This is a genomic window from Streptomyces barringtoniae (genome assembly GCF_020819595.1).
In the GTDB taxonomy this organism is placed as follows: domain Bacteria; phylum Actinomycetota; class Actinomycetes; order Streptomycetales; family Streptomycetaceae; genus Streptomyces; species Streptomyces barringtoniae.
The window spans coordinates 187772-200360 of record NZ_JAJHNP010000005.1; the positions used below are offsets into that span (position 1 = coordinate 187772).

The window sequence follows — 12589 nt, forward strand, 5'->3', positions numbered from 1 at the left end:
GACCGACGCCGGGCATCATCCCGCCGGGTCACCGTGAGCGGCCAGCGAATTACGGGGTGCCGGTCCCCGCCGGCTTCCGCTGCCGCCGCGCCGCCATCACCGCGTAGACCAGGATCCCGACGAACAGGAACAGCACGCCCTGGTACACCGCCGCGTAGCCGGCGCCCGCCATCAGCCAGACGGAGAAGGCGGCCGCGACCGCGGTGATCACCGAGTCCCGCACCAGCCGCGCCCGGTCCACCGACCTGCCGGAGACCAGGTGGAAGAGCTGCGCCGCCGTCGCCAGCAGGTACGGCACGGTCGCGGTGAACGTGGTGACGAGGACCAGGACGTCGAAGACCTTCGCCGAGCCCGACAGGTAGTTGTACGCCGTGAGCAGGGAGGACAGCACGACCGTGACGCCGACGCCCACCGTCGGCACACCTCGGCGGCGGCGCGCGAAGGCCGCCGGGAACAGGCCGTCCCTGGCCGCGGCGTACGGGGTCTGCGCGCTCAGCAGCGTCCAGCCGTTGAGGCAGCCGGTCATCGACACCAGCGCCGCCAGCGCCACCGCCGTACCGCCCCAGCGGCCCCCGAACATCGTGTTCACGGCGTCGGAGAAGGGGGCCGTGGAGGCCATCAGCCGGTTGTGCGCGACCGTGCCGAAGACGGACAGCGTGCCCAGCAGATAGACCAGCGCGGCGCCCGCGGTGCCGATCACGGTGGCGCGCCCCACGTTGCGTCGGGCGTTCCTGACCTCGCCGGCGCTGACGGCGGCGGACTCCACCCCGAGGTAGGAGAAGAGCAGCAGGGCGGCGGAGGCGGAGACGGCACCTACGGCGCTGTGACCGCTGGCGTTGAACGGACCGAGCCGGGAGGGGTCGAAGAAGAACAGGCCGCCGACCGCGACGAGCAGCAGCGGCACGAACTTCAGGACCGTCGACACCAGCTGGACCGCGCCCACGTACCGGGTGCCGGCGAAGTTGGCGAGGGCCGGCAGCCACTGCAGGGCGAGGGCGGCCAGGCACGCGGTCCACTTGTGCTGGTTGACCGGGATCAGCACGTCCAGGTAGCCGACGGCGGCGACGGCGAGCGCCGCGTTCGACACCCAGGTGGTGATCCAGTACGCCCATGCGGCGAGGAATCCGGCGAAGTCACCGAAGGCCTCGCGGGTGTAGACATAGGGGCCGCCGGTACGGGGGTCGCGCGCGGCCAGCCGGCCGAAGACCAGCGCGAGCGCGATGGCTCCCACGGTCAGCACACCGAAGGCGATCAGGCTGACCCAGCCGTACGGGGCGATGGAGGCGGGGAGCAGGAAGATGCCGCCGCCGATGATGTTGCCCATGACCAGCGCGGTCGCGACCGGCAGGCCGAAGCGGCGGGCATGCTTGCTGGTGGTGCCGTGGGCGTCGGCGACGCCGGTGGTGTCGCGAAGGTCTCCGACGACGGCCGTGAGGTCCTCGGAAGGGGCCGGAGCCGGCTGCGGGGCGGTTCCGGTGACGTGCATGGGTGGTGCGCCTCTCATCGAACTGATGTCCCAGGATCGCCGGGCGCTGCCATGGTCCGGTATGCCCTTGCCCGCCGCAAAATCGCCGGTTCTTGTGCCGTCCGGAGCGGCTGGTGGTGGAAAAAGTGCACTGATGCGGCGTCTGCACCGTGAGATATTCGGCGCCTCGGACCCGCGGGGAGCGGCACGGCTGCGATGATCTGACGGCATGAGAACGGAAGAGGCCACCCCGGCGGCCGAGCGTGTCCTGTGCGTGGAGTCGCGACGAGTGCTGCTTCCCGGCGGCCGACGAGGGCGACGCCACCTGGGTCACGGTCATGGTCGTCGCCGTGACCCAGCAGTTCGGCAAGCCCTTCGACGGCATCCCGCGCGGATGGAAGACACTTGCCCTGCTGCGGTTCGAGCCGGAGGTGCCGGCCCTGATCAGCGACCTGCCCACGGCGTCCGGCTGGTACGACGACAGGGCCTAGGCCTCGCCGTCGGCCCACAGGCTGCGCACATGGCCCAGATGCCGGGTCATGATCGCGTGGACGGCCTTCTCGTCCCGTTCCAGCAGGGCGTCGAGGAGTTCCAGGTGCTCCTCGGCCGAGGCGAGCAGCCGGCCGGCCTCCACCAGGGCCGTCAGGCCGTAGAGGCGGGAGCGTTTGCGCAGGTCGGCGACCACCTCGACCAGGTGGGCGTTGCCCGCGAGGGCGAGCAGGCCGAGGTGGAAGCGCGTGTCGGCCTCCACATAGGCGATCAGGTCGCCCGCCACCGCCGCCGTGACGATCTCACGGGCCGCCGGGCGCAGCGCCTCCAGCGAGACGCGGTCGGCGGTGCGGGCCAGTGCGGCGACGGTCGGGATCTCGATCAGGGCGCGGATGTGCGTGTACTCGTCCAGCTGCTCGTCGGAGACGGCCGTGACCCGGAAGCCCTTGTTGGGCACGGTGTCGACCAGGCCCTCCTTGGCCAGGTCCAGCATCGCCTCCCGCACCGGCGTCGCCGAGACGCCGAAGCGGGCGGCGAGCGAGGGCGCGGAGTAGACCTCGCCCGGCCGCAGCTCGCCGGCGATCAGCGCGGCGCGCAGCGCGTCGGCGACCCGCTCGCGGTAGCTGCTGCGCCGGCCGCCCAGCCGGGGGAGCGCGGGCATCTGCGTGCCTCGCGTGTTCGGTGCCATGTCACGCGTCACCGGGTGAGTCTAGAGGACGTCTAGAGGACGAATCCCTCCGGGAAGGGGTCGGTGGGGTCCAGGAGGCACTGGGCGGTGCCGGTGATCCACGCGCGGCCGGTGAAGCTGGGCAGGACCGCCGGGCGGCCCGCGACCTCCGCCGTACCGGCCGACGACGTCCATGGGCAGTTTGATCGCCTGCACGAACTCCACCCGGGAGTCCCAGCGCAGCAGGGGATGGAGCTGCCGGTACGGGGGGAGCGCGGCGGTGAGGTCCCCGGCCACCGCGGCGCGGTACAGCTCCGCCGAGGCCCGGGGGAGCGCGTTCGGGTAACCGGCCACCCAGCCCTTGGCGCCCGCCACCGCCAGCTCGAGCAGGACGTCGTCGGCGCCGGTCAACAGGTCCGATTCCGGGGCGAGTTCGGCGATGCGGCAGGCGCGGCGCACGTCACCGGAGAACCCCTTGACGCCGTGGATGTGGCCCTCGCCGTGCAGTCGGGCGAGGAGCTCGGGCACCAGGTCGACCCTGGTGTCGACCGGGTTGTTGTACGCCACCACCGGCAGGCCCGCGCCGGCCACCTCGGCGTAGTGGGCGAGGACGGAACGTTCGTCGGCGCGGTAGGCATTGGGCGGCAGCGCATCACCGAGGCGCAGCCGGCCTCGCCCGCCTGCTCGGCCCAGCGCCGGGCCTCGGCCGAGCCGTACGCGGCGACGCCCGGCATCACCCGCTCGCCGCCGATCGCCGCCACGGCCGTCTCCACCACCCGGGCGCGCTCGTCGGCGGTGAGCACCTGGTACTCGCCGAGCGAGCCGTTCGGTACGACGCCGTCACAGCCGTTCGCCACCAGCCAGGCGCAGTGCTCGGCATAGGTCGTGGTCGACCGAGAGGTCGTCGCGCAGCGGGAGGGCGGTGGCGACGAGGACGCCGCGCCAGGGGCGGTCCGGTGAGTGGGCCGGAGAGTGGATCATTGCGGGATCCCCCATCCAATGAGGTGTGACATGGTACTGAGTGGGATGACCTGTGGACAGGTCTCGGTGCGGGTGCCTCGGACGCTGTCGGCCGGTCACACACGTCCCAGGCGTGGACGCCCCCTTGACGTCGCCGGATGCCGGGTCGACACTCCAGGATAGGAATCCTAGTGAACAGGTAGGGAATGATGACGCGCCTCGACACGGTCACCGGCCTCGCGGGCCGTACGCCGTTGCGCGCGCCCCTGCTCACCTCCCGCCGGCACATCGACCTGTTGCGCATCTGCAGCGCGATCAGCCGCTGCCGCTGAGCCGGGGCCCTCGCGCCACCGGCCGGCGCCCGCTCGTCGCCGCGCACGTCCGTACGTCCATCATCCGGGGAGACGCATGTCCATCACTCCGCTCGCCGCCGTCCCGCCCGTCCATCGTGCCGCGCCCGTCTTCCGGGGCCGGATCGGCCGGGACGCGCGCAGTGGCCACTACGCCGTGCCGCACCGCTACCGGCTCCATCTGTCGACCGCCTGCCCCGACGGGCTCCGCCTGGCCGTCGGCCACAGCCTCCTCGGGCTGGACGGCAGTTGTCCGGTCACGGTCCTGCCCGCCGTACCGGACTGTCCCGGCGGCGGCCACTCCGCGCTGCGCCCGCTGTACGAGGCGAGCGCCCACCACTACACCGGCCCGGCCCTCGCGCCCGTGCTCAGCGACGACTGGTCCGGACGGATCGTCAGCACCCGTGCCCGCGACATCCTGCGCGACCTCGACCGCTTCCCGCGCGAGGGTCGCGCCGCCCTGTACCCGTGCGGTCAGGAGTCCGTCATCGAGGCCGTCGAGCGGATGTGCGCCGAGGGCATCGAGGAGGCCGCGCAGCGCGCCGGGCAGGCCGGCGCCGACCCCGTCGAGCGGGCCGCCGCCCTGGACGTGCTCCTGGACACCCTGGGCCGGCTGGAGAGCCGGCTGGCCGCTGAGGCGTACCTGGTCGACGACCGGCTCACCGCGGCCGACATCGAACTGTGGGTCGCCCTGGTGCAGCTGGACACCGTCCACCGCTGCCATCTGGACGCCTCCGCCGTCCACCGCATCGCGGACCACCGCGCCCTGTGGGCCCACGCCCGCCGCCTGGCCGCCCACCCCGCGTTCGGCCGCCATCTCGACCTCGACGGCATCTCCCGCCGCCACCACGGCCGTTGCCAGGGCCTGGAGGCAGCCGGGGCCGCCGTCCAGATCCTGGACTGGGCGGGCCACGCCGCGGACGCCGAGGACACTTCCCGCAGGTGAGAAACGGTCGGGCGACGTCCACCACTCGGACGGCCGTTGACATCCGAAGGGACAACTGCCTTACTTGCGGCTCAGAACGGTCATGAGCGTCAGCGCCAAGCCCTGGCTTGCTGACCGGCAACCCTCGCATCGCGGTGGGGTGCCCCAGGTGACGACCGGACCGGAATGGCGCTTTCGGTAAGCGCGAGGGCCCCGCGGGGCCGGAACAGTGACAGGTGACGCCATGTACGCAGCTCCCAGGACGGCCGTGAGCCGCCCCCAGGGCTGCGTACGGTCGTACGCCGGGCTCCTCGTCGCCGACCGCGCCGTCGATCTGCTCCGCGTCCACAGCGCGCTGTGTACCGCACCGGGCTCTGCCCGCCGCCGGGGCTGACGTCTCCTTCCAGCCCCCGCTCCAGCCCCGCGTCCTGACGCACACTGCCCGGCCGGTGTGCCGCCGCCCGCCCAGCCCCCTCTTCTCGCGCGCTGCCGTGCGCCGCCTCGTGCCGTAGTGCCGTGGCGGTGCCCGCTCCCGTGCGCCGCGACCGGGGGTGTCCGACTCCGCCGGAGCCCGCCATGAGTGAACCCCCAGGCGCCGCCGTCTCCCTCGCCGAGGCGCCACCCGCCGACACACCGTCAACGCCACCGAGAGCACAAGGGGTTCAGCCGTTGCGCAGGCCCGGCCGGTGGATCGCCACCGCCGTCGTCCTCGTGCTCGTCGCGCAGTTCCTGCACGGACTGGCCACGAACCCGTTCTACCGGTGGGACCGCTTCCGCTACTGGTTCCTGCGCCCCACCGTCCTCGACGGACTCCTCGTCACCCTCGAAGTCGCGGCCCTCAGCGCCGTGTTCGGCCTCCTCGGCGGCATCCTGCTGCCCCTCGGCTGGCAGTCCGGCAGTCCGGTGCTGCGCGCCGTGAGCTGGACCTACACCTGGCTGTTCCGCTCGGTGCCGCTGATCGTCGTCCTGATCTTCCTCTACAACTTCTCGGCCCTGTACAAGACGTTGAGCCTCGGCATCCCCTTCGGCCCGGCCCTCGTCACCTTCGACGAGTCCAGGCTCGCCACCGACCTGACGGTCGCCGTGGTCGGGCTCAGCCTCAACGAGGCGGCGTACGCGGCGGAGGTCGTTCGCGGCGGCGTCCTCTCCGTCGACCAGGGCCAGCACGAGGCGGCGGCCGCACTGGGGCTGCCCCAGGGGCTACCAGTTCACCAGGATCGTGTTCCCGCAGGCCCTCAGGTCCATCACGCCGAACTACGTCAACCAGCTCATCGGCCTGATCAAGAGCACCTCGCTGGTGTTCTACGTCTCGCTGCTCGACCTCTTCGGCTCCGTGCAGACCATGGGCAGCACCTACCCCGGCGACATCGTGCCGCTGCTGCTCGTCGCCACCGTCTGGTACCTGATCCTCACCAGCGCCGTGTCCGTCGTCCAGTTCTACGTCGAGCGGTACTTCGCCCGGGGCGTCACCCGCACCCTGCCGCCGACCCCACTGCAGAAGGCGCGCGCGGGCCTCGCCGAGTTCGGGGCCCGGCTGCGCAGGGAGGCCGCCGTATGACCGCCACCGACACCCCGGCGACCGCCCCGGCCGCGCTGGAGGTCCACGACGTCCACAAGTGGTACGGCACCCACCGCGTCCTGGACGGCATCGACCTGACCGTGCGCCCCGGCGAGGTCACCGTGATCATCGGCCCCTCCGGCTCCGGCAAGTCAACCCTGCTGCGGGTCATCAACCACCTGGAGAAACCCGAGGTCGGCCACGTCAGCGTCGACGGTGAGCCGATCGGCGTCGGACGCGGCAGCGGCGGCCGGCTCAGGGAGCTCAGCGAGCGCGCCATCCTGGCCCAGCGCAGCCGGATCGGCTTCGTCTTCCAGAACTTCAACCTCTTCCCGCACCTGACCGCCCTCGACAACGTCGCCGCCGCGCCCGTCGCCACCGGGAAACTGACCCGGTCCGAGGCGCTGGAACTGGCCCGCGCGCTGCTCACCCGGGTCGGCCTCGGCGACCGTACCGGCGCCTATCCGCGCCGGCTGTCGGGCGGACAGCAGCAGCGGGTCGCCATCGCCCGCGCCCTCGCGCTGCGCCCCGGCATCATCCTGTTCGACGAGCCGACCTCCGCGCTCGACCCCGAAACGGTCGGCGAGGTGCTCTCCGTCATCAAGGACCTCGCCACCAGCGGCACCACCCTGGTCATCGTCACCCACGAGATCGGCTTCGCGCGCGAGGTCGCCGACCGGATCGTCTTCATCGACGGCGGCCGGATCGTCGAACAGGGCCCGCCCCAGGAGGTACTGGACCGGCCCCGGCACGCACGGACCCGCGACTTCCTCGCCAAGGTCCTCTGACCTCCCCCTTTCCCCCTCGTAGTTGCCCCCAGCGGTTCACGGACGACAAGGACAGCCATGCGCAGCCACCTCTCCCGACGCAGCCTGATACGCGGCATCGCCGCGGCGACCGCGGTCGCCTCCCTGGCCACCGGGCTCGCCGCCTGCGGGGGCGACAGCGACGCGGCGACCACCACCGAAGGCGCCAAGCCCGGCGAGGTCGTCATCGGGCAGGTCTCCAACGGCGCCGCCGAGCAGACCACCGTCAAGGTCTCCGAGGTGAAGGCCATCAGCGCCGAACTGCCCGCCGCCGTCGGCAGGAGCGGCAAGCTCGTCATCGGCGAGGGCGCCCTGCCGGCCGGGTTCCCGCCGCTGGCGTACGTGGGCAGCGACCAGAAGACCCTCACCGGCTCCGAACCCGACCTCGGCCGCCTGGTCGCCGCGGTCCTCGGGCTCAAGCCCGAGCTGAAGAACTTCACCTGGGAGAACCTCTTCGTCGGCATCGACAGCGGCAAGGTCGACGTCGCCTTCTCCAACGTCACCGACACCGAGGAGCGCAAGAGGAAGTACGACTTCGCCTCCTACCGCCAGGACAGCCTCGCCTTCGAGGTGCCGAAGAAGAGCACCTGGAACTTCGACGGCAACTACGAGAACCTCGCGGGCAGGACCGTCTCCGTCGGCTCCGGTACCAACCAGGAGCGGATCCTCCTGGAGTGGAAGGCCAAGCTGGCCAAGGAGGGCAAGAAGCTCACCGTCAAGTACTACCAGGACCACAACAGCACCTACCTGGCCCTCGCCAGTGGCAGGATCGACGCCTACTTCGGTCCCAACCCGGGCATCGCGTACCACATCACGCAGGTCGCGAACACGCCCGACGCCACGCGCAACGCGGGCAAGTTCTCCGGCGCGGGCGAGACCCTCCAGGGCCTGATCGCGGCGACCGCGAAGAAGGGCAGCGGTCTTGCGAAGCCGCTCGCCGACGCCGTCAACTACCTGATCAGGAACGGTCAGTACGCCGCCTGGCTCAAGGCCTACAACCTCTCCAACGAGGCTGTCGCCAAGTCCGGGATCAACCCGCCGGGCCTGCCGCTGGACAATTCCTGACCCCGTCTCACCATTGCCGGCCGACCGCGCGCCGGAGAGGAAGAACAACGGCAAGTGCGGGAACAACCGCGGCCGGCCGCGCGTTGTGAGTCATGACGAGATCCGACAGGCGGGCGAGACGGCCCGCCGTGGCCGACGGACGGAGGTGACGGCCGTGATGCGCGTACTCCCGCCGCGTGCTCCGCGCCCGTACCGCTCCGTCCGGCTGATATCCCGGCCGCACATAGATCTCCAGCGCGTGTCCGCCGCCCTCTGTCGCCACTGACCCCCTCCCCGGCCCGACCCGCCTCGAGGCCCGGGTCCGCTCCTGCCGCGCTCGCCCTCGCCGACGCCTGCCCTCGCGAGCCGGTGTGCTCGTCAGGGACATCCGTCACGGACATCAAGGAAGGCACCGCCGTGTCCCCAACTCCCGCTTCCCCTCTGCACCTTGCCGTCGCCCTGGACGGCACCGGCTGGCACCCCGCGTCCTGGCGCGAGCCGGTCGCCCGCCCCCGGGACCTGTTCACCGCCGGCTACTGGGCCGACCTGGTCGCCGAGGCCGAACGGGGCCTCATCGACTTCGTCACCATCGAGGACGGCCTCGGCCCCCAGTCCACGCACTTCCTCGACCCCGACGAGCGCACCGACCTGGTGCGCGGCCGGCTCGACGCGGTCCTCGTCGCCTCCCGCGTCGCCCCGCTCACCAAGCACATAGGCCTGGTCCCGACCGTGGTGGCCACGCACACCGAGCCGTTCCACATCTCGAAGGCGATCGCCACCCTCGACTACGTCAGCACCGGCCGCGCGGGCCTGCGGGTTCAGATCAGCGCCCGGCCGAACGAGGCCGCCCACTTCGGCCGCCGCGGCATCGGCCGGATCGAGGCCTACGACAGCCCGGCCGCACAGGACATCCTCGCCGAACTCTTCGACGAGGCCGCCGACCACGTGGAAGTCGTGCGCCGGCTCTGGGACAGCTGGGAGGACGACGCCGAGATCCGGGACACGGCGACGGGCCGCTTCGTCGACCGGGACAAGCTGCACTACATCGACTTCGAGGGCCGCCACTTCAGCGTCAAGGGCCCCTCGATCACGCCCCGTCCGCCCCAGGGGCAACCGCTGGTCACCGCCCTCGCCCACCAGACCGCCCCTTACCGGCTCGTCGCCCGCCAGGCCGACGTCGGCTACGTGACCCCGCACGACGCGGAGCAGGCCCGGGCGATCGTCGCCGAGATCCGCGCCGAGCAGCGGGCGGCGGGCCGCGCCGGGGACACCGTGCACATCTTCGGCGACCTCGTCGTCTTCCTCGACGACAGCCCGGCCGAGGCCCAGGCCCGGCGAGAGCGGCTGGACGCGCTCGCGGGCGAGCCGTACACCGGCGACGCCCGGATCTTCGCCGGTACGGCCGTGCAACTGGCGGATCTGCTCGAGGAGCTGGCGACCGGTGGGCTGACCGGGTTCCGGCTGCGGCCGGCCATCGCCGGGCATGACCTGCCCCGCATCAGCCGTGACCTGGTGCCCGAACTGCAGCGCCGGGGCCGCTTCCGGGAGGCCTACGAGTCCGGCACCCTGCGCGGTCTGCTCGGCCTCGCCCGCCCCGCCAACCGCTACGCAGCAGCCACCGCCTGAGCAGCCGGAGAGGACGACCGCACCCATGAGCAAGCCGCTGAAGCAGATCCACCTGGCCGCCCACTTCCCGGGCGTCAACAACACGACCGTGTGGAGCGACCCCGCAGCGGGCAGCCACATCGAGTTCAGCTCCTTCGCGCACTTCGCACGGACCGCCGAACGCGCCAAGTTCGACTTCCTGTTCCTCGCCGAGGGGCTCAGGCTGCGCGAACAGGGCGGCAGGATCTACGACCTGGACGTCGTCGGCCGCCCCGACACCTTCACCGTGCTGGCCGCACTGGCCGCTGTCACCGACCGGCTCGGCCTGACCGGCACCATCAACTCCACCTTCAACGAGCCGTACGAGGTGGCCCGCCAGTTCGCCAGCCTCGACCACCTCTCCGGCGGCCGCTCCGCGTGGAACGTCGTCACCTCCTGGGACGCCTTCACCGGCGAGAACTTCCGCCGCGGCGGCTTCCTGCCGCAGGAGGAGCGCTACTCCCGTGCCAAGGAGTTCCTGGCCACCGCGCACGAACTCTTCGACTCCTGGCGCGGCGACGAGATCCTCGCCGACCAGGCCACCGGCACCTTCCTCCGCGAGGCCCGGGCCGGCGCCTTCGTCCACCGGGGACAGCACTTCGACATCCACGGCCGGTTCAACGTCCCGCGCTCCCCGCAGGGCCGCCCGGTGATCTTCCAGGCCGGCGACTCGGACGAGGGCCGTGAGTTCGCGGCCTCCGACGCGGACGCGATCTTCAGCCGCTACTCCACGCTGAAGGAGGGCCAGGCCTTCTACACCGACGTCAAGTCCCGCCTCGCCAAGTACGGCCGCCGCCCCGACCAGCTCCTCATCCTGCCCGCCGCCACCTTCGTCCTCGGCGACACCGACCAGGAGGCCGCCGAACTCGCCCGCGAGGTGCGCCGGCAGCAGGTCAGCGGCGCGACCGCCATCAAGCACCTGGAGTTCGTCTGGAACCGGGACCTGTCGGCCTACGACCCGGAGGGCCCCCTGCCCGACGTCGACCCGGTGGTGAGCGAGGAGCACATCTCCCGGGGCCGCGCCCAGGTGCGGATGTACCGTGACCCGATCGCCATCGCCCGCGAGTGGCGGCAGCTCGCCGAGGCCAACAAGTGGTCCATCCGCGACCTGGTCATCAACACCGGCAACCGGCAGACCTTCGTCGGCTCCCCGGCCACCGTCGCGCGGACCATCGACGAGTTCGTGCAGGCGGACGCCTCCGACGGCTTCATCCTCGTCCCGCACATCACCCCCGGCGGCCTCGACCCCTTCGCCGACAAGGTCGTACCCCTGCTCCAGGAACAGGGCGTCTTCCGCGCCGACTACGCGGGCACGACCCTGCGCGACCACCTCGGCCTCGCCCACCCCGACGCCGGCACCACCGCCGCGTCCGAGCGGGCCGCGTCGTGAACCGGCGTCCGCACACCGGCGTGGCCGTGGACGTCACCTCCCCCGTAGGTGACGTCCACGGCCGCTCCCCCGGTGCCGGACCTTGGGGTGTGTCGTCAGCGTGTGCTCACCAGCACATGACCGCCGTCTCTCCCGCCCCCCACGTGGAGTACAGACGGACGCGGACGACATAGCGGCGGCCCCTGACGAGCCGCACCCGGACGGCGGCGTTGTCCGGCGTGCCGCCGTCGTCGTGGCCGGCGAGGAAGCGCGGCACCCCGTCGCGCTCCTCGAAGACCACGAGCACGGTGTCGGCGTCGCCGAAGGTGCCCACGGTGTAGTCGCGGGTCTCCGGCGGCTCGACGGTGAAATCGGCCTGTTCGCCCGGCCCGAGACCGAGCGGTGCCGACCGGAACGGCACCAGCGCGGCCGGCCCCGCGGGGCCGACGGGCGGATACCAGCGCAGCACGAACTCCTTGTCGGCCGGGGACGGTCCACCGGACGGAGACAGCCCCCCGCGGTACTGCTCCGGCTCCAGCACCAGCCCTGGCCCGAACGGGAACGTCATCACCGACTGCGGGTCCCACACCGAGCAGCTCGCCTCACCGGCGTCCACCTCGCACAGGACGTTGGTGTACGTCGTCTCCCGGCTCCAGAAGTTCGGCGGGCCCGCCAGCTCGGCGTACACGGCCTCGTCGTCCCAGTGGAGGCCGGCGTACGGGCTCTGGTGCTCGTGCACCATGCCGAGCGCGTGCCCGATCTGGTGCAGGACCGTCCCGCGCTCCCCGGGCCCGGTCACGTCCCAGCCCAGGTTCATGGTGCGCTCGCCGCGGCCGGCCGACAGCGCCTCCCGGCCCACCGCCGACCAGCAACCGCCGCCGGCCTGGAACCCGATCCGCAGTTCCGCCTCGCGCCGGTCGCCGACCTCGGCGAACGTGACGCCGATGCCGAGCCCCTGCCACTCGCGGAAGGCGTCGCGGACCACGTCGAGCTGCTCCTCGCCGCCGGCCCAGGGGACCCGGCGCAGCTCACCGGTGCCCGGGACCGGGATCACCGAGGCCGCGGAATCGTCGCCCGCGTCGGCGAAGAATGCGTAGTGCAGCACCGTGCCGTCGACCCACATCCGCCGCCCGGCGAGCAGCGCGCCCAGCCGCTCGGCGGTCAGCCCCGGTGCGAAGCACGGGGCCGGCTGCCGCGGGAGCGAGCAGAGGCGTCGGGTCATGCGGCCACCATGCCCGCCCACCGCAGCCGGGCGCCTGAGTCGGGCGCTACTCAAGTCGCCCTGTATCAAACCTGAGTACGCGCGCTCTGC

General features: G+C 72.2%; 12 protein-coding genes, 3 pseudogenes and 1 riboswitch. Of the genes and pseudogenes, 10 read left to right on the top strand and 5 right to left on the bottom strand.

Features of this window, described 5'->3' with window-relative positions:
* Positions 1–49: 49 nt before the first annotated feature.
* Complete coding sequence (locus LMU33_RS10290) at positions 50–1486, bottom strand: amino acid permease (RefSeq protein WP_228619370.1); 1437 nt, start codon at positions 1484–1486, stop codon at positions 50–52.
* A 242-nt stretch (positions 1487–1728) separates the two neighbouring features.
* On the opposite strand from LMU33_RS10290, the gene LMU33_RS10295 reads away from it, so the two are divergent.
* Positions 1729–1956 (top strand): hypothetical protein, encoded by a 228-nt coding sequence (locus LMU33_RS10295; protein ID WP_228619372.1) that lies wholly within the window; start codon positions 1729–1731, stop codon positions 1954–1956.
* Here LMU33_RS10295 and LMU33_RS10300 read toward each other — a convergent pair.
* From LMU33_RS10300 to LMU33_RS10310, 3 genes and pseudogenes are all read right to left on the bottom strand, one after another.
* Positions 1953–2642, bottom strand: coding sequence for a GntR family transcriptional regulator (locus LMU33_RS10300; protein ID WP_228619757.1), 690 nt, complete (start codon positions 2640–2642; stop codon positions 1953–1955). The genes LMU33_RS10295 and LMU33_RS10300 overlap by 4 nt on opposite strands.
* 32 nt (positions 2643–2674) lie before the next feature.
* A pseudogene (locus LMU33_RS10305) lies at positions 2675–2800 on the bottom strand (proline racemase family protein); the annotation flags it as partial.
* Positions 2766–3602: pseudogene (locus LMU33_RS10310) on the bottom strand (dihydrodipicolinate synthase family protein); the annotation flags it as partial. The pseudogenes LMU33_RS10305 and LMU33_RS10310, both read right to left, overlap by 35 nt.
* A 188-nt stretch (positions 3603–3790) precedes the next feature.
* On the opposite strand from LMU33_RS10310, the gene LMU33_RS41365 reads away from it, so the two are divergent.
* From LMU33_RS41365 to LMU33_RS10345, 9 genes and pseudogenes are all read left to right on the top strand, one after another.
* Complete coding sequence (locus tag LMU33_RS41365) at positions 3791–3913, top strand: hypothetical protein (RefSeq protein WP_283844112.1); 123 nt, start codon at positions 3791–3793, stop codon at positions 3911–3913.
* 76 nt (positions 3914–3989) lie between these two features.
* Complete coding sequence (locus tag LMU33_RS10315; RefSeq protein WP_228619374.1) at positions 3990–4877, top strand: glutathione S-transferase C-terminal domain-containing protein; 888 nt, start codon at positions 3990–3992, stop codon at positions 4875–4877.
* 78 nt (positions 4878–4955) lie between these two features.
* Positions 4956–5067, top strand: a riboswitch (SAM riboswitch).
* A gap of 33 nt (positions 5068–5100) precedes the next feature.
* A complete protein-coding gene (locus LMU33_RS10320) occupies positions 5101–5250 on the top strand; it encodes a hypothetical protein (protein WP_228619375.1) in 150 nt (49 codons plus the stop codon).
* 182 nt (positions 5251–5432) lie between these two features.
* Positions 5433–6414, top strand: a pseudogene (locus LMU33_RS10325) (amino acid ABC transporter permease).
* Positions 6411–7202: an amino acid ABC transporter ATP-binding protein gene (locus LMU33_RS10330; RefSeq protein WP_228619377.1), complete on the top strand. Its 792-nt coding sequence runs from the start codon at positions 6411–6413 to the stop codon at positions 7200–7202. Before LMU33_RS10325 ends, LMU33_RS10330 begins: the two are co-directional and overlap by 4 nt.
* Positions 7203–7259: 57 nt before the next feature.
* Entirely contained in the window at positions 7260–8285 is a 1026-nt protein-coding gene (locus LMU33_RS10335; protein WP_228619379.1) for an ABC transporter substrate-binding protein, read from the top strand.
* A 157-nt stretch (positions 8286–8442) separates the two neighbouring features.
* On the top strand, positions 8443–8550 hold the full coding sequence (locus LMU33_RS41930; protein WP_372477914.1) for a putative leader peptide: 108 nt from the start codon (positions 8443–8445) through the stop codon (positions 8548–8550).
* Between the two features lie 131 nt (positions 8551–8681).
* Entirely contained in the window at positions 8682–9890 is a 1209-nt protein-coding gene (locus LMU33_RS10340) for an LLM class flavin-dependent oxidoreductase (protein ID WP_228619381.1), read from the top strand.
* A 25-nt stretch (positions 9891–9915) separates the two neighbouring features.
* Complete coding sequence (locus tag LMU33_RS10345; protein ID WP_228619382.1) at positions 9916–11298, top strand: NtaA/DmoA family FMN-dependent monooxygenase; 1383 nt, start codon at positions 9916–9918, stop codon at positions 11296–11298.
* Positions 11299–11404: 106 nt separating this feature from the next.
* Here the strand turns inward: LMU33_RS10345 and absR1 are convergent, their stop codons facing one another.
* Positions 11405–12499 (bottom strand): beta-glucuronidase AbsR1, encoded by a 1095-nt coding sequence (absR1, locus tag LMU33_RS10350; RefSeq protein WP_228619384.1) that lies wholly within the window; start codon positions 12497–12499, stop codon positions 11405–11407.
* Positions 12500–12589 lie beyond the last annotated feature (90 nt).